At 71.5% G+C, this 22,422-nt stretch carries 14 protein-coding genes; 9 read left to right on the forward strand and 5 right to left on the reverse strand.

Translation table 11 applies throughout. The features are described 5' to 3' along the window. Positions 1–4: 4 nt before the first annotated feature. The 3 genes from AC2AXK_RS14160 to AC2AXK_RS14170 form a co-directional block, all read right to left on the reverse strand. A complete protein-coding gene (locus tag AC2AXK_RS14160; RefSeq protein WP_484346038.1) occupies positions 5–1,453 on the reverse strand; it encodes a maltokinase N-terminal cap-like domain-containing protein in 1,449 nt (482 codons plus the stop codon). A gap of 75 nt (positions 1,454–1,528) precedes the next feature. Next, positions 1,529–3,346: a maltose alpha-D-glucosyltransferase gene (treS, locus tag AC2AXK_RS14165; protein WP_484346039.1), complete on the reverse strand. Its 1,818-nt coding sequence runs from the start codon at positions 3,344–3,346 to the stop codon at positions 1,529–1,531. Continuing rightward, on the reverse strand, positions 3,343–5,388 hold the full coding sequence (locus AC2AXK_RS14170) for an alpha-1,4-glucan--maltose-1-phosphate maltosyltransferase (RefSeq protein ID WP_484346053.1): 2,046 nt from the start codon (positions 5,386–5,388) through the stop codon (positions 3,343–3,345). The genes treS and AC2AXK_RS14170 overlap by 4 nt, the downstream gene beginning before the upstream one ends. Between AC2AXK_RS14170 and AC2AXK_RS14175 the strand changes: the two genes are divergently transcribed. After that, positions 5,333–5,698 (forward strand): hypothetical protein, encoded by a 366-nt coding sequence (locus AC2AXK_RS14175; protein WP_484346055.1) that lies wholly within the window; start codon positions 5,333–5,335, stop codon positions 5,696–5,698. The genes AC2AXK_RS14170 and AC2AXK_RS14175 overlap by 56 nt on opposite strands. A gap of 107 nt (positions 5,699–5,805) precedes the next feature. Further along, positions 5,806–8,373, forward strand: a complete 2,568-nt coding sequence (gene glgP / locus AC2AXK_RS14180) for an alpha-glucan family phosphorylase (protein ID WP_484346040.1) — start codon at positions 5,806–5,808, stop codon at positions 8,371–8,373. 138 nt (positions 8,374–8,511) lie between these two features. On the opposite strand, the gene glgX is transcribed toward glgP, so the two are convergent. Continuing rightward, the gene (gene glgX, locus AC2AXK_RS14185) at positions 8,512–10,797 is read right to left on the reverse strand and encodes a glycogen debranching protein GlgX (RefSeq protein ID WP_484346041.1); all 2,286 of its coding nucleotides are present in this window, start codon (positions 10,795–10,797) and stop codon (positions 8,512–8,514) included. Between the two features lie 115 nt (positions 10,798–10,912). Between glgX and AC2AXK_RS14190 the strand changes: the two genes are divergently transcribed. From AC2AXK_RS14190 to AC2AXK_RS14215, 6 genes are all read left to right on the forward strand, one after another. Beyond that, positions 10,913–11,719 (forward strand): electron transfer flavoprotein subunit beta/FixA family protein, encoded by an 807-nt coding sequence (locus tag AC2AXK_RS14190; protein ID WP_484346042.1) that lies wholly within the window; start codon positions 10,913–10,915, stop codon positions 11,717–11,719. 21 nt (positions 11,720–11,740) lie between these two features. Next, positions 11,741–12,751, forward strand: coding sequence for an electron transfer flavoprotein subunit alpha/FixB family protein (locus tag AC2AXK_RS14195; RefSeq protein ID WP_484346043.1), 1,011 nt, complete (start codon positions 11,741–11,743; stop codon positions 12,749–12,751). A 37-nt stretch (positions 12,752–12,788) separates the two neighbouring features. Continuing rightward, the gene (locus AC2AXK_RS14200) at positions 12,789–14,036 is read left to right on the forward strand and encodes a cysteine desulfurase family protein (protein ID WP_484346044.1); all 1,248 of its coding nucleotides are present in this window, start codon (positions 12,789–12,791) and stop codon (positions 14,034–14,036) included. Beyond that, positions 14,033–15,175: a tRNA 2-thiouridine(34) synthase MnmA gene (gene mnmA, locus AC2AXK_RS14205; protein ID WP_484346045.1), complete on the forward strand. Its 1,143-nt coding sequence runs from the start codon at positions 14,033–14,035 to the stop codon at positions 15,173–15,175. Before AC2AXK_RS14200 ends, mnmA begins: the two co-directional genes overlap by 4 nt. Continuing rightward, positions 15,172–16,236, forward strand: a complete 1,065-nt coding sequence (locus tag AC2AXK_RS14210; protein WP_484346046.1) for a uroporphyrinogen decarboxylase/cobalamine-independent methonine synthase family protein — start codon at positions 15,172–15,174, stop codon at positions 16,234–16,236. The genes mnmA and AC2AXK_RS14210 overlap by 4 nt, the downstream gene beginning before the upstream one ends. 103 nt (positions 16,237–16,339) lie before the next feature. Further along, the gene (locus tag AC2AXK_RS14215; protein WP_484346047.1) at positions 16,340–17,698 is read left to right on the forward strand and encodes an MFS transporter; all 1,359 of its coding nucleotides are present in this window, start codon (positions 16,340–16,342) and stop codon (positions 17,696–17,698) included. Positions 17,699–17,705: 7 nt separating this feature from the next. Here the strand turns inward: AC2AXK_RS14215 and AC2AXK_RS14220 are convergent, their stop codons facing one another. After that, the gene (locus tag AC2AXK_RS14220; RefSeq protein WP_484346048.1) at positions 17,706–19,847 is read right to left on the reverse strand and encodes a prolyl oligopeptidase family serine peptidase; all 2,142 of its coding nucleotides are present in this window, start codon (positions 19,845–19,847) and stop codon (positions 17,706–17,708) included. A gap of 143 nt (positions 19,848–19,990) precedes the next feature. Here AC2AXK_RS14220 and ligA point away from each other — a divergent pair, with 143 nt between their 5' ends. Then, a complete protein-coding gene (gene ligA / locus AC2AXK_RS14225) occupies positions 19,991–22,318 on the forward strand; it encodes an NAD-dependent DNA ligase LigA (protein ID WP_484346054.1) in 2,328 nt (775 codons plus the stop codon). Positions 22,319–22,422: the final 104 nt, after the last annotated feature.

A 22,422-nucleotide genomic window follows, 5' to 3' on the forward strand; every position in this document is an offset into this window, starting at 1 on the left:
CTGGTCACGCGGCCACGACCCGGTCGAGGATCCGATCGATCGCTGCAAGCGGGATCGAGATCCAGTCGGGTCGGTTGCGCTCCTCGTACACGACCTCGTAGAGCGCCTTGTCGAGCTCGAAGGCGTCCCGGATGAGCACGCGGTCCGCCAGCGACGGGGGCCGGCCGAACCCGAGGGCACCGGGGACGGAGAGGTACCCGGTGTACCCCTCGAGGAAGGCGCGGCGGGCCGACCGTGCCCATTCCGACGACCCGGCGCCACCGACGGCGGCGGCGTAGTCGAACGACCGGAGCATCCCGGCGACGTCGCGCTCGCCGAGGTCCGGCCGCGTGCGCTCGCCCATCGGTCGCAGGGGCTCGCCCTCGAAGTCGAGGATCCGCCACCCCTTCTGCGGGCTGTACAGCGCCTGCCCGAGGTGCAGGTCACCGTGGATGCGCTGGACGGGAGGGAGCGGGCGCCCCTGGGCGAGCGCCTCGTCGGCGACCTCCCGGAGCCGCTGGAGGAAGGTCTCGATGTCTGCTGCGCGCTCGCGGACGGCGGCGCTCGACGCCGCTGCCGAACGCACCCGCCGGCGGAGGGCGTTGAGGAGCCATTCGGGGTCCGCGGGCTCCACCTCGTCCGGGAACGCCCGGCGCAGCGCACTGTGCATCTGAGCGACCTGCGTCCCGAGCTCCCGGGCAGGGCTGTTGAACGGGCGGTCGTCGGCAGCGAACTCGCAGGCGAGGACGAATCCGTCCGTCGCCTGCGGGACGAGCTCGGCGAGGACACCGGCGTGCGCGCGCCACGGCGCGGGCCGGGTGCCCCCGTCGGCGTGCTCGGCGGACCCGGGCGCGTCGGGGGCCACGACGACCTCCTGCCACGCGTACGGCTCCGGGACCCCGTGCCATCCCACGCGGGTGAGGGCGAGCGGCACCGTGATGTCCGGGTTGTCGCCCGGCGAGAGCGACCGCAGGACCTTGAGCATCGACCCTCCGGCGATCCGCGGGAGGAGGACCGAGCTGTTGGACTGCTCGACCTTGAGGACGTGGGCGCCCGAGAAGTCGTAGGGACGTTCCACGGGCGCCGTCCCGTCGGCCCACACGGCCGAGTCCAGCCACGCTCCCCAGAAGGCGGGATGCTGCACGCCGTCGAAAAGGTCACCACCAGGGACGGTGGCGATGTACCCGGGCGCCCGCGCGGAATCCGGACGCTCGAGCACGACGCTCTCCGAGCGTCGCTCGAGCACGACCGGGACCTGCAGGGTCACGTCGATCCCGCCCGCCGGGTCCTGGGCGCGGACGATCTCGACGAACACCTCCACGGTCCCGGCGGACCCCGTCGGAGCGGGCAGCGGGATGCGCGTCGTCGAGGTCACCCGCGCCTGCGCGCCCTTCGCCGGGTACCACCGGCGACCCGGCAACCACTCGCGCAGCGCACCGAGGACACCGTCGTCAGCGCCCTCAGCCGTCGTCACCAGACCTTGTTCACCCTCACGCGCCAACACCGCCACACCCCGTCCATGCGTCGAGCGGGTGCCTGATTGCTCCCGTCACTCGGAATCCGATGGTCCATCGCCCGCGGCCGGTGTGCCGGCCGGGGTGACGCTGAGCCAGTAGAAGTCCCGCGAGCCCAATGTCATCACGAGATCCCCGCTGCCGCTCACCGTGCCGAGGTCGGACCCGCCGAAGACATCCGTGAGCGCCGCGCCCTCGAGTCCAGGCACGCGCACCCGCACCGAGCGTGCCGTGGCTGCGAGGTTCGTGACACACAGCAGCGTCTCGTCAGCGCTCACCCGGAGGAAGGCGAGCACGGCCTCGTTGTCCGCCGCCAGGGGCACGAAGGACCCCGTGCCGAAGGCCGGGTGCTGACGGCGGACCTTGAGCATGCCGTGCACCCAGTGCAGCAAGGAGGTGGGCTGGGCCCACTGAGCCTCGACGTTGACGGTCTGGTAGTTGTGCACGAGCGACTGGATCACCGGCAGGTAGAGCTTGCCGTGGTCCGCGGTGGAGAAGCCGGAGTTGCGGTCCGGGGTCCACTGCATCGGGGTTCGCACGGCATCGCGGTCGGGCAGCCAGATGTTGTCACCCATACCGATCTCGTCCCCGTAGTACAGGCACGGGCTCCCCGGCAGGGACAGCAGCAGAGCGTGCGCGAGCTCGATCTCCTTGCGGGAGTTGTCGAGCAGCGGCGCCAACCGTCGACGGATCCCGATGTTCGCCCGCATGCGCGGATCGGGGGCGTACCACCCGTACATCGAGGCGCGCTCCTCCGTCGAGACCATCTCGAGCGTGAGCTCGTCGTGGTTGCGCAGGAAGGTGCCCCACTGGGCGCCGGCCGGGATGGCCGGGGTGTCCGCGAGGATGTCGAGGATCTGCTTGGCGCGCTGGTCCTTGATCGCGTAGAAGATCCGGGGCATCACGGGGAAGTGGAAGCACATGTGGCACTCCGGCTCCTCCTCGGTGCCGTAGTACTGCACGACCTCCTCGGGCCACTGGTTCGCCTCGGCGAGCATGATCCGCCCGGGGAACTCCGTGTCGATCATCTTGCGGAGGTCCCGGAGGAACGTGTGGGTCTCCGGCAGGTTCTCGCAGTTGGTGCCCTCGGACTCGAAGAGGTACGGCACCGCGTCGAGCCGGAACCCGTCGACACCGACCTGGCACCAGAACCGCGCGACGTCCATCATCGCCTCGACGACCCGCGGGTTCTCGAAGTTGAGGTCGGGCTGGTGGGAGAAGAACCGGTGCCAGAAGTACTGCCGGCGGACGGGGTCGAACGTCCAGTTCGAGGTCTCCGTGTCGACGAAGATGATGCGGGCGTCGGGGTACCTCGTGTTGTCGTCGCTCCACACGTAGTAGTCGCCGTAGGGGCCCTCGGGGTCCGAGCGGGAGGACTGGAACCACGGGTGCTCGTCGCTCGTGTGGTTCATGACGAGGTCGATGACCACGCGGATCCCTCGGGCGTGGGCCTCCTCGATGAGCTCGGTGAAGTCGCTGATCGCCCCGTACTGGGGGGAGATGGCCGTGTAGTCCGCGACGTCGTACCCCCCGTCGCGCAGCGGTGAGGGGAAGAACGGGGGGAGCCACAGGCAGTCGATGCCCAGCCACTGGAGGTAGTCCAGTCGCTGGATGAGCCCGCGGATGTCACCGGAGCCCGCGCCGGTCGAGTCCGAGAACGCGCGGATGATCACCTCGTAGAAGACGGCGGTCTTGAACCACTCGGGGTCGTCGGAGAGCCCTCGCGCGCGGAGGTGGACCTCGTCGGGGTGATCGCTCGTCCCACCTCCGGGCGCGGTGGGCTGGTGCTTCTGCGGAAGGGCTCCGAGGGGGATCGGTGCGGTGGGCGGGGGGGTGGAGCGGCGGGTCGTCAAAGAGGCCTCACGTGGATGATGTGCGCGCAGTTGGCGTACGGGTCGAGCTGGACGAATGCCTGAGCACCCCAAGCGTAGGTGGCTCCGGTGAGCAGGTCGCGCGCACCGAAGACGGTGTCCTGCGAATCGCTCCGCGCGGGGAGTCCGAGCGCCTCGAGGTCGAAGGAGACGAAGCCGGCACGCGTGGCGTGGGGATCGAGGTTCACCACGGTGATGACGGTGTCCGCCTCACCCGTGGGCGAGTGCTCGGCGCTCAGGTGCGACGAGAAGGCGAGGATCGAGTCGTCCGTCGTGGGATGCACGGTGAGGTTGCGCAGCTGTCGCAGGCTGGGGTGCTCGCGCCGGATCTCGTTGAGCCGCGTGAGCAGGGTCGAGATGCCGATCTCGGGTGCGAGCGACCAGTCGCGCTGCTTGAACTCGTACTTCTCGTTGTCGATCTGCTCCTCGACGCCGGGCCGCGGCACACGCTCCGCGAGCTCGTACCCGGAGTAGATCCCCCACGTGGGTGACCCGGTCGCCGCGAGCACCGCGCGGATCGCGAAGGCAGCGACGCCCCCGTGCTGGAGGTACGGCGGGAGGATGTCGTGGGTGGTCGGCCAGAAGCTCGGGCGCATGTACGACCCGGACGGGCCGGACACCTCGGTGAGGTACTCCTCGAGCTCTTCCTTCGTGTTGCGCCACGTGAAGTACGTGTAGGACTGGTGGAACCCGATCTTGGCGAGGGTGTGCATCATCGCGGGGCGGGTGAACGCCTCGGACAGGAACACGACGTCCGGGTTGGTCGAGCGGATCTCACCCAGGAGCCGCTCCCAGAACCACAGGGGCTTGGTGTGCGGGTTGTCGACCCGGAACGCGGTGACGCCGTGGTCCATCCACACGGTGAGCACCCGCAGGATCTCCTGGTAGATCCCCTCGGGGTCGTTGTCGAAGTTCAGGGGGTAGATGTCCTGGTACTTCTTCGGCGGGTTCTCGGCGTAGGCGATCGTCCCGTCGATCCGGGTGGTGAACCACTCCGGGTGCTCGGTGACCCACGGGTGGTCGGGGGAGCACTGGAGCGCCACGTCGAGCGCGACCTCCATCCCGAGCTCACGGGACCGGGCCACGAAGCGGTCGAACTCCTCGAACGTGCCCAGCTCCGGGTGGATGGCGTCGTGCCCACCCTCGGCGGAGCCGATCCCGTAGGGCGACCCCGGGTCGCCCTCGACCGTGGTGAGGGTGTTGTTGCGGCCCTTGCGGTTCGTCGTGCCGATGGGGTGGATCGGGGTGAGGTAGACGACGTCGAAGCCCATGGCGGCGATCGCCGGGAGTCGCTCGGCGGCGGTCTCGAAGGTGCCTGAGACCCATCGCTGGGTGAGCTCGTCGTACCGCGCGCCCTCGGAACGGGGGAAGAACTCGTACCAGGCCCCAGCGAGGGCGAGGGGCCGGTCGACGACGAGGGGGTAGGACTCCGACGCGGAGACCATGTCCCGCAGCGGGTTGCGTGCGAGCACCTCGTGGACCTCGGGCGACGTGGCGACGGCGAGGCGTGCCGTGGGCGGGCGGGAGGTGTCCTCGAGCGCCGTGACGACGGACAGCAGGGCCGCGGCGTCAGCAGGCGCGATGTCGGGCCGCGCGGCGGCTCGCGCGAAGAGCGCGGCGCCCTCCGCGAGCATGAGGTCGACGTCGATGCCCGCGAGGATCTTGATCGTCGCGTCGTGCTCCCAGGTCCCGTACGGGTCCGACCAGCCCTCGACGCGCAGGGACCACCGGCCCGGGGCGTCCGGGACGAGCTCGCCACGGTACCGGTCGAGGCCGGGGGCGATGTCGACCATCCGGACGGTGCGCTCGGTGCCGTCGGGCGCGACGAGCACCGCGGTCGCGCCCACGGCGTCGTGGCCCTCGCGGAACACCGTGGCCTCGACGGGCACGACCTCGCCCACGGCGGCCTTGGCCGGCCACCGGCCGGCGTCCACCACGGGAGCGACGTCGAGGACCGGGATGCGCCCGATGAGCTCGACCGGTGCGCTGGCGGTGGAGCGGGTGGGTGCGGTGCGCGAGGCCAGCGTCTTCTTCGCCGCTGCGGTGACCTTCGCTTTTGCTTTTGCCGTCGCGGTCCCAGGCGCCGACGACGATGCAGCCGCCGCCGTCGTCCTCGTCTTCGCCCGCGTGGTCGTCGTGCCTGCCGCGGTCGCCGTCGTGGTCCGCGCTCGCCGTGTGCGCGGTGCGGGCGCCGCGGGTTCCACCTGCTCGACAGCGGTCGTGGGCTCCGGCGGCGTCCCTGTGCTGCTCGTGGCGGCTGCGGGACGGCTGGCGGAGGCGGGGGCGGGGGCCGGCGTGGCCGGCGTCTTCCCGGAAGCCTTCGGGGAGGGTTGAGTGGTCACATGCCCGAACCTACAGACTCGGCGCGCGCGCGGACACTCGAAGAACGACTTCGTCCGAAAAGGGTGTGCTGGGGGTCGATCCTGACTAGTGTCGGTCGAGTGAAAGCCATTCGTAGATTCACCGTCCGCACCGTTCTCCCCGCCGTCCTCCAGGACCTCGACGAGCTCGCGCACAACCTGCGCTGGTCGTGGCACCCGTCCACCAGGGACCTGTTCGAGAGCCTCGACCCCATCTTGTGGCGGGAGGTGAAGGAGGACCCGGTCGCGCTCCTCGGTGCGCTGTCCCCGGACAAGCTCGCCGTCCTCGCGTCGGACGCGAACCTCGTGGAGCGGGTCCGGACCGAGACGGCCGACCTGCGCGAGTACCTCACCGCGCCGCGCTGGTACCAGGGCGAGGGTGAGGACCTTCCGCAGGCGATCGCCTACTTCTCTCCGGAGTTCGGCATCACGAAGGTCCTGCCGCAGTACTCCGGCGGGCTCGGCATCCTCGCTGGCGACCACCTCAAGAGCGCCTCGGACCTCGGCGTGCCGATCACCGGCGTGGGTCTGCTCTACGGGGCGGGCTACTTCGTCCAGTCGTTGACCGCCGACGGGTGGCAGGTCGAGGAGTACCCCCTGCTCGACCCGGACGGCCTGCCGATCACCCTCCTGCGTGAGGACGACGGTCTACCGGCGAAGGTGAGCATCGCTCTGCCTGGCGGCCGCACCCTCCACGCGCACGTCTGGGTCGCCGCCGTCGGCCGCGTCCCGCTGCTCCTCCTCGACTCGAACATCCCCGAGAACGACGAGCAGGCGCGCAAGGTCACGGACCGTCTCTACGGTGGCGGTGGCGAGCACCGCCTGCAGCAGGAGCTGCTGCTCGGTGTGGGCGGTGTCCGGGCGCTGCGCCTGTGGTCGCGCCTGACCGGAGCGCCCGAGCCGGAGGTCTACCACACCAACGAGGGGCACGCCGGGTTCCTCGGCGTGGAACGGATCGCCGAGCTCGTCAACACGCACGGGCTCACCTACGACGAGGCGCTCGAGGCGGTCCGGTCAGCGACCGTCTTCACGACGCACACACCCGTCCCGGCTGGTATCGACCGGTTCGGCATCGACACCATCAGCCAGTACTTCGGCGGGGCCAACGAGATCCCTGGCGTCCCGCTGGAGCGAATCCTGCGGCTCGGTGCGGAGGACTACGCGGGCGGCGACCCGACGGTCTTCAACATGGCGGTCATGGGGCTGCGCCTGGGTGGCCGTGCGAACGGCGTCTCCATCCTCCACGGCGAGGTCTCCCGGGGGATGTTCAACGGCCTGTGGCACGGGTTCGACCCGACGGAGGTGCCGATCACCTCGGTGACCAACGGCGTCCACGCACCGACGTGGGTGGACCGGCGTCTGAGCGAGCTCGCCGCGGCGCGGTTGGACCAGTCCGAGCTGGAGTCGGGTGCAGGGTGGCTGCGTAGCGACGCCATCAGTGACGCCGAGCTGTGGCGGGTGCGTCGTGACCTGCGCTCGCAGACCGTCGACGACGCCCGGGTCCGCCTGCGCAAGTCGTGGCGCAAGCGCGGCGCGAGCCCGGCGGAGCTCGGCTGGATCGACGAGGCGTTGTCGCCCGACGTCCTGACCATCGGGTTCGCACGTCGGGTGCCGACGTACAAGCGGCTCACCCTCATGCTCCGCGACCCCGACCGGCTCCGCGCGCTGCTCCTGCACCCCGAACGGCCGGTCCAGCTGATCATCGCCGGCAAGTCCCACCCCGCGGACGACCAGGGCAAGCGGCTCATCCAACAGCTCGTCCGGTTCACCGACGACCCTGCTGTGCGCCACCGCATCGTCTTCCTCCCGAACTACGACATCGGGATGGCGCAGACGCTCTACCCGGGATGCGACGTGTGGCTCAACAACCCGCTGCGTCCTCTGGAGGCCTGCGGGACGTCGGGCATGAAGGCCGCGCTCAACGGGGGGCTCAACCTCTCCATCCTCGACGGATGGTGGGACGAGTGGTTCGACGGTGAGAACGGGTGGGCCATCCCGACGGCCGACGGGGTCGAGGACGCCGACCGTCGCGACGACCTCGAGGCCGCTGCGCTCTACGACCTCATCGAGTCGCAGGTCGCTGCCCGGTTCTACGACCGCGGAGCGGACGGTGTGCCGCAGCACTGGATGCAGCAGGTGCGGCACACGCTCGCGACACTGGGCCCGAAGGTCCAGGCGACGCGCATGGTCGCGGACTACGTCACCCGCCTGTACGCCCCCGCGGCGTGGGCCGGGCGTGCCCTGCACGGTCAGGGATACGCGGGTGCGAAGGACCTGGCGCGCTGGAAGGAGACGGTACGTGCCGACTGGAGCGGCGTCCGGGTCGACCACGTCGAGTCGGCGGGCCTGGGCGAGGCGCCGCAGGTCGGTGACCGTCTCGCGGTGCGCGCGTACGTCTCCCTGGGCGCGCTGCGCCCCGAGGACGTCGAGGTCCAGGTCGTCCACGGCAAGGTCTCCGAGAGCGACGAGATGTCGTCGTTCGTCACGGAGCCGCTCCACGTCCTCGAGACGTACGAGGACGGGCGGTACGCGTTCGGCGGAGACGTCGTCCTCGACGCGTCGGGTCCCTTCGGTTACACGGTCCGTATCGTGCCCAAGCACGACGGTCTGGCGAACGTCGCCGAGCTGGGTCTCGTCGCCAACGCCTGACCGACAGGCTGCCCTCCGCTGAGCGGGGGACGCGCCCGCAGAGAGCACGACGCCGGGCCGGGGAGCATCGCTCCCGGCCCGGCGTCGTGCTGTGCGGATCGTCACCAGCGGATCGTCACCAGCGGACCGCGCCGGCTGTCAGCCCTCGGCGCGGATCTCGTGGGCGACGTACACGTGCAGGCTCAGCGGTTCGAGCCGCACCTCGGTGCCAGCAGCCAGGGCCGCGTCCGGCTCGTCGCCCGTCCCGGAGCGCTCCGCCGGGTTCTCCCAGCCGCTGTCCCACACGAGCGACCAGTCGCGGTCGCTGTTGCCACGCCCGGCCACGGAGACCGTCACGGGGTCGAGCGTCCCGTTGACGACGAGCAGGACGTGCGGCTCGCTCTCTCCGACGCGCGGCGCGGGCCGGCCCCGGCGGAGCATCTGCACGACCCGCACGTGCGGGTCGTGCCACTGCTCGTGACTCACGGGCTCACCCGCGGCGTCGTACCACGCGAGGTCCGGTTGCGTGGGCTCGTCCTGCGGCCGCGGGTGACCCAGGAAGAAGTCCTCGACGCGCAGCGCCGGGTGCTCGCGCCGCAGCTCGAGGAGGTACCGGGTGGTCTCGAGGAGGTCCTTGCGCCACGGGGAGAGGTCCCAGTTCACCCAGGACAGCTCGTTGTCCTGGCAGTAGGCGTTGTTGTTGCCACGCTGGGTGCGTCCCATCTCGTCCCCGGCCGTGATCATCGGGGTGCCGGCGGACAGCAGGAGCATGGCCATGAGGTTGCGGACGGACCTGCGCCTGAGCGGAGCGATCTCCATCCCCGCCGTGCCGGTGGCCACCGGTCCCTCGAGCCCGTGGTTCCACGAGCGGTTGTCGTCGCTGCCGTCCCGCCCGTTCTCGCCGTTCGCGAGGTTGTGCTTGTGGTCGTACGCGACGAGGTCCGCCATCGTGAAGCCGTCGTGCGCGGTCACGTAGTTGACGGACGCCACCGGCCCGCGCACGAGGGGCGGGTCGCTGTGCCCGAAGAGGTCGGCGGACCCGGCGAGGCGGGTGGCGAGCTCGCGGATCCCGTGACCCGGGCGGCCGTGGGCTGCCTGGGCAGGGTCGGACAGCCAGAAGGAGCGCACCGCGTTGCGGAACCGGTCGTTCCACTCAGCCATGGGCGCAGGGAAGTGTCCAGTCTGCCAGCCTCCGAGCCCGATGTCCCACGGCTCCGCGACGAGCTTGAGCTGGTTGATCACCGGGTCCGTCTGCAGTGCGACGAGGAAGGGGTGGTTCGAGGTGAATCCTGAGCTGTCCCGCCCGAGGGTCACGGCGAGGTCGAACCGGAACCCGTCGACACCGACCTCCTCGGCCCAGTACCGCAGGGAGTCGAGCGCCATCTGCACGACGCGCGGCTTGCGGAAGTCGAGCGAGTTGCCGCAGCCGGTGACGTCGGCGAGGTGCAGCGGGGAGCCGCCGTCGTGCAGGTAGTACGCGGAGTTGTCGAGGCCTCGCCAGCTGAGGTGCTGACCCGGCTCGCCGCCCTCGCACGTGTGGTTGTAGACGACGTCGAGCAGCACCTCGATGCCGGCCTCGTGGAGGAGGTGCACCATGCCGCGCACCTCGTCGAGCACGGCAGCCGGCCCGGCGTCACGTGACTGCTTCGTGGCGTACGCCTCGTGCGGCGCGAAGAACCCGAGGGTGTTGTACCCCCAGTAGTTGGTCAGGCCCTTCGCGACGAGGTGCGGCTCGTCGACGAACGCGTGGATGGGTAGGAGCTCGAGGGTCGTGATGCCGAGGGTGGTGAGGTGCGCGATCGTCGCGGGGTGTGCCATCCCGGCGTACGTCCCGCGCAGGTGCTCGGGCACGGCCTCGAGGGTCCGGGTGAGCCCGCGGACGTGCGCCTCGTAGACGACCGTGTCCCGCCACGGGACGTGGGGGCGCCGCACGGGCGGGTGGTGGTCCCGCGGACCGACGACGACGGAGTGGGGCACGTGTGCGAGCGAGTCGCGATCGTCGGCGGGACCGAACGGGTCCCCGGTGACGGTTCCGGGGAGCGCTCCGGGCTCGGTGACGTGACCGTAGCTCACGGGGCCGAAGTCCAGCTGGCCCGTGATGCCTCGTGCGTAGGGGTCGACGAGCAGCTTCGCGGGGTTGTGCCGCATCCCGGCCGCGGGGTCCCAGGGGCCGTACGTGCGGAACCCGTACCGCTGGCCCTCGCGGACGCCCGGGACGTACCCGTGCCAGACGCCGTAGCTATGCTCGACGAGGGGGACCCTGCGCTCGGTGAAGCGCGGACCGTCGGGGGCGGCGCTCGGCTCGACGGGGTCGATGAGGCACAGGTCGACGCCGGTCGCGTGGGAGGCGAGCACAGCCACGCGCACGCCGGACGCGTCTGGGTGGACGCCGAGGGGCGGGACGGCTCCGTGTGTGGACCGGGGGGCCGGGTGGTGGTGGTTCATGGAGTTTTCTCACGCCGATCGTGGGTCGAAGGTGCAGGCGGGACGCTTCGTCTCGCCGCATCGGCAGCGCTGTAGGCTGCATGCGGATTGTCGCGATGGAAAGAGAGCCGTGGTCATGAGGATCGTCGTCCCAGTCAAGCATGTCCCAGATATCCACTCGGATCGACGGTTCTCCGACGCGGGGACGGTGGTGCGGAGCGCGGAGGACGGGACCCTCAACGAGCTCGACGAGAACGCGCTCGAGGCTGCGCTCCAGCTCGTCGAGGCGCTCGACGAGGACGAGCGGGCCGACAGCGAGGTGATCGCGCTGACGATCGGCACGGCGCAGTCCGACGCCGCGATCCGCAAGGCCTTCCAGCTCGGTGTGCCCACGGGCATCCGGGTGACGGACCCCGCCATCGAGGGTTCCGACGTGTTCGGGACGGCGCGTGTCATCGCCGCAGCGATCCGGACGATCGGCAGGGAGAAGCCCGTCGACCTCGTCATCACCGGCATGGCTGCCCTCGACGGCCTCGGATCCGTGGTGCCTGCGCTGCTCTCCGCGGAGCTCGGTCTTCCCCAGCTCACGCTCGCCGGTCGACTGTCCGTGGAGCACGGCCAGGTCGAGATCTCCCGGGAGCTCGACGGTGTGACGGAGGTCCTCACGGCGCCGCTGCCCGCGGTCGTCAGCGTCACCGATCACGTCAACACCCCGCGGTACCCCAACTTCAAGCTCATCATGGCGGCTCGCACCACTCCCATCACGGAGTGGGACCTTGCAGCCGTCGGGCTCGATGCGGCGTCGGTCGGGACCCCGGCCGCCCGCGCTCGCGTCGTCTCCAGCGTTCCGCGCCCGCCTCGCAATCCTGTCGAGCTGGTGACGGACAAGGGCGAGGGCGGCCTGGCGCTCGCCGAGTACCTCGTCCGCAACGATCTCGTCTGACCCGTGAGGAACGCACCGACCATGACACACCCCACCGGCACCCGACCTGGCGTGCTCGTCCTCCTGGACACCCCCGCGCAGGGGTTGCGCTCACCAGCGCTCGAGCTGCTCACCGCAGCACGTGAGCTCGGCGAGACGACGGCGGTCGCGCTCGTCGAGCCGTCCGACCGGACGCTCGAGGAGCTGGCCGCGTACGGCGTCTCGCGGCTGCTCGTCGCCGACCTCGTGGGAGTCGCCGAGGGCAGCGAGCACCTCACGCCGGTGGCGGCCGAGGCTCTGGTAGCGGCTGTCGGAGCGAGCTCGCCGGCCGTCGTGCTGCTCTCCTCGTCCTTCCCGAACAGGGAGGTCGCGGCTCGTCTCGCCCTGACGACCGGGGCCGGCCTCGTGCTCGACGTGACCTCGGTCGGGCGTGACGACGAGGGTCGGTACGTGGGCAGCAAGCGTGTCTTCGCCGGCTCGTGGGACGTCGTGTGCGAGGTCGTCACGTCGCTCGCGGTCTTCACGGTCCGCGCCAACGCGGTCGTCGCGGCCCCGGCGGACGCCTCCAGCGAGGTCCAGGTCGAGCGCTTCGTCGTGGAGCCGACGCCAGCAGCGACCGCCGCCGTGCTCGTGTCCCGCACCGAGCACGAGCCCGCCGGTGCCGGCCACGGTCGCCCCGCTCTCGCCGAGGCCGCGTACGTCGTCGCGGGCGGACGCGGGACGCTCGGCGACTTCGGGCCCGTGGAGGACCTCGCGGACGCCCTCGGTGCCGCTGTGGGAGCGACCCGCGACGCTGTCGACGAGGGGTGGATCGACCACGACGCGCAGATCGGCCAGACCGGCGTGACGATCGCGCCGCGCGTCTACATCGGTGCGGGCATCTCCGGCGCACCGCACCACCGCGGCGGCATGCAGGCGTCCGGCGTGATCATCGCCGTGAACAACGACCCGGACTCCCCGATCTTCGAGATCGCGGACTTCGGGGTCGTGGGTGACCTCGCCGACGTGCTGCCGCAGGCCGCCGAGGCGATCCGGGAGCACAAGAAGAGCTGAGCGTCCCCGACGGGAGCGGCTCGTAGACTTGTGCACCGTGAGCCCTTCCCGTGACGCCTACCTCGACCACGCCGCGACCACGCCGATGTCTGCGGCGGCCGTCGCCGCGTTGACCGAGCAGCTGCAGTCGACCGGCAACGCGTCGTCGCTGCACGCCGCGGGGCGAGCGGCTCGCCGCGTGGTGGAGGAGTCCCGGGAGCAGGTCGCGGCAGCGCTCGGGGCGCGCCCCAGCGAGGTGATCTTCACCGGTGGGGGGACCGAGGCGGACAACCTCGCGGTCAAGGGGCTGTTCTGGTCACGCCGCGTCGCCCGGCCGGAGCGGCGGCGCATCCTCGTCTCGGCCGTCGAGCACCATGCCGTGCTCGACCCCGCGTTCTGGATGGCCGAGCATGCCGGAGCGGAGATCGTCCTTCTCGACGTGGATGCCGAAGGTCGTCTCGACGTCGCTGCGCTGCGCGCCGAGCTCGCTGAGCACGCCGACGAGACCGCCCTCATCAGCGTCATGTGGGCGAACAACGAGGTCGGGACCGTGCAGCCGGTCGCCGAGGTCGTTGCCGCGGCGCGCGAGCACGGCATCCCCGTGCACAGCGATGCCGTACAGGCGGCGGGGCACCTGCCCGTCGACTTCGGGGCGAGCGGTCTGGACGCGATGACGGTCACCGCGCACAAGCTCGGGGGACCGGTGGGGGTCGGCGCGCTCCTCGCCCGCCGCGCCCTCGACCTCACGCCCGTCCTCCATGGAGGTGGCCAGGAGCGGGCCGTGCGTTCCGGCACCCTGGACGCTGCCGCGATCCGCGCGTTCGCGGTCGCTCTCACCGAGGCGACGAGCACCGTGCAGGCCCGGCAGGAGCGGCTCGCAGCCCTGCGGGACCGGCTCGTCGAGGGCGTGCTGGCGACGGTACCCGGAGCCACGCTCCGCGGCCCGGCCCTCGGCACGGCACGTCGTCTCCCGAGCAACGCCCACTTCACCTTCGCCGGCTGCGAGGGGGACTCCCTGCTGTACCTGCTCGACTCTGCGGGGGTCCAGGTCTCCACGGGGTCCGCGTGCCAGGCGGGCGTGCCCCAGCCCTCGCACGTCCTGCTCGCCATGGGTGTGCAGGAGGAGGATGCGCGCGGCGCTCTGCGGTTCTCACTGGGGCACACCTCGACGGACGCGGACGTCGACCTCCTCCTCGAGGTCCTGCCCGACGTCGTCGCTCGCGCGCGGGCAGCCGGCCTTGCGTCCGCGCGGGCCGTCGTCGGCCGTCCCCGCACCTCGGGGAACCGCGCGGAGGCTGGGGCATGAGAGTCCTGGCAGCGATGTCCGGCGGGGTGGACTCCGCGGTGGCCGCCGCGCTCGCGGTCGAGGCCGGGCACGACGTGGTCGGCGTCCACATGGCCCTGTCCCGCAACCGCAACCAGTTCCGGACGGGCTCCCGGGGGTGCTGCTCCATCGAGGACGCCGGCGACGCCCGACGCGCAGCGGACATCCTCGGCATCCCCTACTACGTGTGGGACCTGTCGGAGAGGTTCGAGGACACGGTGGTCGCGGACTTCTTGTCCGAGTACGCAGCCGGGCGCACTCCCAACCCGTGCGTGCGGTGCAACGAGCACATCAAGTTCGATGCCCTGCTCGACAAGGCGCAGGCCCTGGGGTTCGACGCGGTGGCGACCGGCCACTACGCGCGTGCCGTCGATCGACTGCTCCCGGACGGCACGTCCGTCAGGGAGCTCCACCGGTCGCCGAACGTGACGAAGGACCAGTCGTACGTGCTGGCCGTGATGGGGCCCGACCGCCTCTCGCGGGCGATCTTCCCGCTGGGCGGCTTCGCCACGAAGGACGAGGTCCGCGCGGAGGCCGCGGCACGGGGGCTGAGCGTGTCCGCGAAGCCGGACTCCTACGACATCTGCTTCGTCGCGGACGGCGACACGCAGGGGTACCTCCGAGAGCGGCTGGGCTCGCAGCCCGGTCCGATCGTCGATGCTGACGGCGCAGTCCTGGGGGAGCACGACGGCGCGTACGCGTACACCGTGGGACAGCGCAAGGGACTGGCGCTCGGCCGCCCGGCCGCGGACGGCCGGCCGCGCTACGTGCTCGACGTGCAGCCGGCGACGCGGACCGTCGTCGTCGGACCGGCGGAGCTCCTCACGGTGGACCGCATCGTGGGCGACCAGACCGTGTGGCTCGCCGCCGATGTCGTGCCCGGGCCGGGCGGGTGGCTGGACGTCGAGGTCCAGGTGCGGGCCCACGGAGACCCGGTGCCCGCACGTGCGCGCACCGTTGCGGGTGACCCCGGTCAGGCGCCGGGGATGGAGGTCGAGCTCGTCGGGGCCACCCTGCGGGGGGTCGCTGCCGGGCAGTCGCTCGTCGTCTACGCAGGCACCCGGGTGCTCGGTCAGTCGACCGTCGTCTCGGCGACGCGGGCCCGGGTGCGCGCCTCGTGACCGGAGTGAGCGGCCGTGGCCCGTGGCCCGGCACCGACGTCCTCGAAGCCCAGACGAGCGTGCTCGGGACCCTCGCGGACACTCCCTACGGTGTGCGGGGCGTGCCCTTCCTCCCGGTCCTGGCAGCCAGGGGTCCGGGAGCGGACCCGGTGGGTCGGAGCAGCGCGCTGCTCGTGGACATGCCGGTGGAGCTCGGCCCGCACGGGTGGCGGCTCAGCGACGCACCCGGCATGGACCTCGATCGCGCGCGAGCGTTCCTCAGGGAGGACCTCGACACCCTCGCGGTCGCCGGGTACGGCTACCGCGGCCCGCTCACCGTCCAGGTCACCGGGCCGTGGACCCTCGCGGCGACCCTCTACCTCGCGCGGGGTGACCGCGTGCTCTCCGACCGCGGGGCGGTCCGGGAGCTCGGGCTGTCGCTCGCGGCGGGGGTCGCGGAACATCTCGCGGCCCTGCGCTCCCAGGTCCCGGGCGCGGAGGTGACCGTGCAGGTGGTCGAGACGCTGCTCGGGCAGGTCGCGGCCGGTGTCCTGCCCACCTTCTCCGGGTACTCGAGGCTCCGTGCGGTCGCGGGACCGGAGCTCGTCGAATGCCTTCGTCCTTTCCTCGACACCCTCCGGGGGGCTGGTGCGGCGAGCGTCGTGCACCTCGGTTCGGCCTGGGTCGGTATCGAGGCAGCCGTCCTCTCGGGCGCTGATGCGGTGGGGATGAGCCTCGCACCCGTGTCCGCGGGGTGGAACGAGCGCGGCTGGGAGAGCGTGGCGCGCGCCGTCGAGGGCGGTACGGGGTTCTGGGCGGGTCTCCCGCGTCCCACCGTGTCGCAGTGTGCCGGGGCTGACATCGGCAGCCTCGTCGACGTCGTCCGCGTCCCGTGGCTGCGGATGGGGCTCCCCGCCTCGGGGCTCGACGGCGTCGTGCTCGTCGGGTCCGACGACGTGGCTGCAGCGGCGGGATCCCTCACCCGGGGACCGGTCGGCGCCGGCAGCGCGCAGGATGCGCGGGGCGAGCTGAGCTCGCTCGTCCGGGCCGGCGCGATGCTCGCGGAGCACGCCGCGAGCTAGCGACGAGGGCGGGGCCAGCTGACGGCGCACGCGGGGCGACGGACGGGGCGCACGCGGCGCGACCGACCGAGCGCTCCGGGTGCCGCCCGACTACCATCCCTGGGTGCCCCGACTGCTCGCTGACACCACACCTCTGCGCGTCTCCCCGCCGTTCCGCCACCTGTGGTGGGGCCTGGGGGTGTCGAACTTCGGCACCCAGCTCACGGTCGTCGCGGTCGGTCTCCAGGTGTACGCGCTCACGGGGTCCACCCTCGCGGTGGGTGTGCTGGGCATCTGTGCTCTCGTCCCGCTCGTCGTGCTCGGCCTCTACGGCGGGGCCCTGGTGGACGCCTACGACCGGCGCCGCGTCGCGCTCGGGGCATCGACGGTGCTCTGGCTCACGACCATCGTGCTCGCGGCCCAGGCATGGGCCGGCGTGGAGTCTGTCGGGGTCCTCTACGGGCTGGTGGCCCTGCAGTCAGCCGGGTTCGCCGTGAACAACCCGGCGCGCTCCGCGATCATCCCGCGGTTGCTGGATGCCCGGCACCTGCCAGCGGCGAACGCACTCATGACGATCACGTGGAACGTGGCTCTCACCGCAGGACCGCTCGCGGCTGCGTTGCTCGTCGCCACCTGGGACTACGCGGTGGTGTACACGATCGACGCCGTCTGCTTCACCGCAGCCCTCTGGGCGATCCTGCGGTTGCCGGACATGCCTCCCGAGCGCGCCCCGGTCCGGGCCGGACGCGGCGCCGGCGGTACCGCGGCGCACGGCGACGACGCCGGGGTGGATGCCGGTGCCGCTCCGTCCGGCGGACGCCGCGTCGGGCTGGAGGCGGTGCTGGAGGGCCTGCGCTACCTGGCGACGCGACCGAACGTCCGGATGACGTTCCTCCTCGACCTCGCGGCGATGATCCTCGCGATGCCACGCGTGCTGTTCCCTGCGGTGGGGGTGGTCATCATCGGTGGTGGTGAGACGACCACGGGGATGCTCACGGCGGCGCTCGCCGTCGGCGGTCTCCTGGCGGGGCTCTTCTCGGGCGGACTCACGCGCGTCCACCGGCAGGGCCTCGTCGTCGTGTGGGCGATCGTGGCGTGGGGACTGGCGGTGGCCGGGTTCGGGGCTGTCCTGGTCCTGGCAGGACGCACCTCCCCCGACTCGGTGCTCGTCGGCGCGCTCGTCGCAGCGGCGGTCATGCTCGCCCTGTGCGGTGCCGCGGACGCGGTCAGTGCCGTCTTCCGTCAGACCATCCTGCAGGCGGCGACCCCGGACGCGATGCGGGGCAGGCTCCAGGGCATCTTCATCGTCGTCGTCGCGGGCGGCCCACGCCTGGGGGACCTCGTCCTCGGGGCGCAGTCCTCGTGGTGGGGTGAGGGCTGGGCCGCCGTCGTGGGTGGGCTGGCCTGCATCGTCGTCGTGGTCGCGCTCGTCCGCCTCCAACCGCGGTTCCTCGCGTACGACGCCCGAGATCCCCAGCCCTGACGGCCTGTCAGGCGAGCCGCTCACGCAGGAAGCGATACGCGAGGGCGGACATGTACGCGGCCTGTGCGTTGTTCGCCGCTCCGCCGTGGCCTCCCTCGATGTTCTCGTAGTACGTGACGTCCTTGCCGGTCGCGAGCAGGAGCGCGGCCATCTTCCTCGCGTGACCGGGGTGCACCCTGTCGTCGCGGGTCGATGTCGTGAGCAGCACCGGCGGGTATGCCCGACGCGCATCGACGAGGTGGTACGGCGAGAACGTGCGGATGAACGCCCACTGGTCAGGGTCGTCCGGATCGCCGTACTCGGCCATCCACGACGCGCCGGCGAGCAGGTGGGAGTAGCGCGCCATGTCGAGGAGCGGGACCTGGATGACGACGGCACCGAAGAGCTCTGGGTACTGGGTGAGCATGTTCCCGGTGAGGAGGCCGCCGTTGGAGCCACCCTGCACGCCGAGGTGGGCGGGCGACGTCACGCCGCGAGCGACGAGGTCGCGTGCGACGGAGGCGAAGTCCTCGTACGCACGGTGCCGGTTCTCCTTGAGCGCGAGCTGGTGCCAGCGCGGCCCGTACTCGCCTCCACCCCGGATGTTGGCGACGACGTAGACCCCACCGTCCGCGAGCCACGCGCGCCCGAGGGTGCCCGAGTACCCGGGCGTCAACGAGATCTCGAACCCGCCGTACCCGTAGAGCAGCGTCGGGGCGGAGCCGTCGAGCGGGAGGTCCGCCGGGCGCACGACGAAGTACGGGACCCTGGTGCCGTCGTCGGACGTGGCGAAGTGCTGCTCGACGACGAGGCCTGACGCGTCGAAGAAGGCGGGCGAGGTCTTGAGGGGCTCGGGGTCCTCGCCGACCGTCACGAAGGAGAGGGTCGTGGGCGTGAGGTAACCGGTGGAGACGAGCCACAGGTCGTCGCTCTCGTCGCGCTCGACCGCGGACACCGAGACAGCGGCAAACTCGGGTGCACCGCGCAGGGGTTCGCGCTGCCACTCCCCGGTCGCGCCTCCTGCTGGCGGGGTGAGGACGACCAGCCGGTTCTGCACGTCGTCGAGGATGTTGAGCACGAGGTGGTTCCGGGTCCACGTCGCGCCGGCGAGCGAGGTCGTCGCGGTGGGGACGAAGACCGGTTCCAGCGTGGCGTCCCCCGCGAGGAACGCGTCGAACCGCGCGGCGAGCAGCGACCCGGGTGCATGCGCGCGGCCAGCGGTCTCCCACTCCTCACGGAGCTCGATCAGCATCCACTCGCGGTGGACGGTGACCTCTGCGGACCGCGGGACCTCGACGCGCACGAGGTCCTCACCGTCGACGAGGAACAGCTCGGAGTCGTAGAACGCGACAGAGCGTTCGACGAAGTCACGGACGAACCCGGGGGTGTGGCTCCGGTAGGCGTGGATGTACATGTCGTCGGGCTCGCCCTCGTAGACGAGCTCGGCCGACTCGAGCGGCGTGCCCCTGCGCCACCGCCGTACGGTCCGCGGATAACCGGACGGGGTGAGCGACCCCGGACCGACGTCCGTGTAGGCGTACACGGTGTCGTCGTCGATCCACGAGAGACCACCCTTCGACTCCGGCCGGTAGAACCCGCCGCGCTCCGGCGGGACGAGCTCGAGGGTCTCGAGGTCGAGCTCGCGCGTCACGTCGGCGTCCGAGCCGCCGCGCGAGAGGTCGACGAGGGCCCGCCGGCGTTCGGGCGGGAGCACGCTCGCACCGTGCCACACCCAGCTCTCGCCCTCCGCCTCGGCGAGGGCGTCAAGATCGAGCACCGTCTCCCACCGTGGGTCCTCGGACCGGTAGTCCGCGGGCGTCGTACGACGCCACAGCCCGCGAGGGTGGTCCGCGTCCTTCCAGAAGTTGTAGTAGAAGTCACCGATCTTCGAGACTCCGGGAATCTTCTCCGCCGAGTCGAGGACCTCCGCGATCGCATCGCGGGTGCGCGCGAACGCTGGCGTCGCCGCGAGCGAGCCGTCGGTCTCCGCGTTGCGTGCGCGCACCCAGGCGAGCGCCTCGTCGCCGTCGACGTCCTCGAGCCACAGGTACGGGTCCGCGCCACCGGGTCCGGAAGGTCCGGGAAGGCCCTCGACGGACTGCGGCTGCGCGTTCTGCGGCGCCGTGGCGCCGTGGTGGTCGGAGAGGGGGATGTCGTGCTCGGTGCTCATGGCGCCCACCCTACGAGGTGGGACCGACGCCCGGTCGCTCCGGTCGATGGGCACGGGGCGCGCGGGAGTCGGGCATCCTGCCCAGAGCCGGTACCGGGGCGCGCGATGTGGGCGCCCCACGCGATGATGTACCGGTGAGCGACATGACACAGGACGCCGATCGGATCTCGTCGACCATCCCGTCCGGGGATGCCCCCCACACCGACGTGGAGGCCTCACCGGGGCTGAGCGACGCCCGCTCGCGGTGGAAGGACCTCGCCGAGCAGATCGAGGCCCACCAGTTCGCGTACTACGTACGGGACGCCCCGACGGTGTCCGACGCCGAGTACGACGCGCTGCTGCAGGCGCTCGCGGCGCTCGAGGCCGAGCACCCGGACCTGCGCGTGCCCGACTCACCGACCCAGCGGGTCGGTGGGACCTTCTCGACGGAGTTCACCGCCGTCGACCACATCGAGCGCATGCTCAGCCTCGACAACGCGTTCAACACCGAGGACCTCGCTGCATGGGCGGAGCGGGTGCACCGGGAGATCGGCACGACGGACGTGCACTACCTCTGCGAGGTGAAGATCGACGGCCTCGCCATCTCGCTCGTCTACGAGGACGGACGTCTCGTGCGCGCGGTCACCCGGGGGGACGGCCGCACGGGGGAGGACGTGACCCTCAACGCCCGCACCATCGAGAGCATCCCGCAACGGCTCGGGGGAGACCCCGCGACGCACCCCGCGCTCATCGAGATCCGCGGCGAGGTGTTCATGCTCGTCGACCAGTTCGCCGCTCTCAACGAGGCTCAGGTCGCCGCCGGGCGAGCGCCGTTCGCGAACCCCCGCAACGCTGCCGCCGGATCCCTGCGGCAGAAGGACCCACGCGTCACGGCCGCGCGGCCGCTGCGGATGTATGCGCACGGAGTCGGCGCGTTGCGCTGGAGCCAGCCGCAGCCCCCGGCCCTGGTGCGCCAGTCCGACGCCTACGAGCTCTTCGCCTCGTGGGGTATCCCCGTGTCCGGGCACACGAGGGTCGTCGACGGACTCGACGGCGCGCAGGCGATGATCGACCACTACGGCGCGCACCGCCACGAGATCGAGCACGAGCTCGACGGCATCGTGCTCAAGGTCGACGAGATCGCGTTGCAACGGCGCCTCGGCAGCACGAGCCGCGCCCCCAGGTGGGCCATCGCGTACAAGTACCCGCCGGAGGAGGTCAACACCAAGCTCCTCGACATCCAGGTGAACGTCGGCCGCACCGGCCGGGTGACGCCGTTCGGGCTCATGGAGCCGGTGCTCGTCTCAGGCTCCACCGTGGAGATGGCGACGTTGCACAACGCGAGCGAGGTCGCGCGCAAGGGCGTGCTCATCGGGGACACGGTCGTGCTGCGCAAGGCGGGTGACGTCATCCCGGAGATCGTCGGGCCGGTGGTCGAGCTGCGGGACGGGTCGGAGCGCCCCTTCGTCATGCCGACGCACTGCCCCTCCTGCGGCACGCCGCTCGCGCCGGCGAAGGAGGCGGACGTCGACATCCGTTGCCCCAACCAGCGGTCGTGCCCGTCCCAGCTGCGGGAGCGGATCTTCCACCTCGCCGGCAGGGGTGCGTTCGACATCGAGGCGCTCGGTTGGGAAGCGGCGATCGCGCTCGTCGACCCGGAGCACAACCGGCCGGAGACCGCCGAGGAGCCGCGCCAGGTCCCGGTGCTCGAGAACGAGGCGGGGTTCTTCGACCTCACGGCCGACGATCTCGCGGACGTCCACGTGTGGCGTGAGAAGAAGGACAAGGGTGTGCCGACGGGCACGTGGCAGCGTGTCCCGTTCTTCTGGACGCGGGGGACGGCCAAGACGCCGTCCAAGCCGACGGCATCGACCGTGAAGTTCTTCGAGCAGCGGGACAAGTCGAAGACACAGCCGCTGTGGCGCGTCCTCGTCGCGCTGTCGATCCGCCACGTCGGGCCGACAGCGGCCCGGGCGCTCGCAGGCGCCTTCGGGTCGCTGGACAGGATCCGGGGAGCGAGCGAGGAGGAGCTCGCAGCTACCGAAGGTGTGGGCCCGACGATCGCCGGAGCCGTGCGAGAGTGGTTCGCCGAGTCGGGCGACAGCGGGAGGAACTGGCACCTCGACGTCGTCGAGCGCTGGGCGGCTGCGGGCGTCCGGACGCAGGACGAGGTCGACGAGACGGTCGAGCGCACCCTCGAGGGCCTCACGGTCGTCGTCACCGGGTCGCTCGACGGGCTCAGTCGCGACGGCGCGAAGGAGGCGATCATCGCGCGTGGAGGAAAGTCGTCGGGGTCGGTCTCGAAGAAGACGAGCTTCGTCGTCGTCGGTGAGAACGCCGGCACGAAGGAGACGAAAGCCCGCGAGCTCGGGTTGCGGATCCTCGACGAGGCCCAGTTCACGGTGCTGCTGGAGCACGGGCCGCAGGCGCTCGCCGACGAGCTGCCAGCGGACGGGGCCGAGCTCGGCGCCGCCTCTGTCGCGCAGCCGTGACGGGGGTCACCGGACCCGGACTTGCTCATCGCGTTCATGTCGACGTAATGTTCTGGACGTCAGCCCGACTGGGAGGAACAGACACCACTGCGAAGCTCGTTACG

It is taken from the genome of Sanguibacter sp. Z6_81, assembly GCF_057180625.1.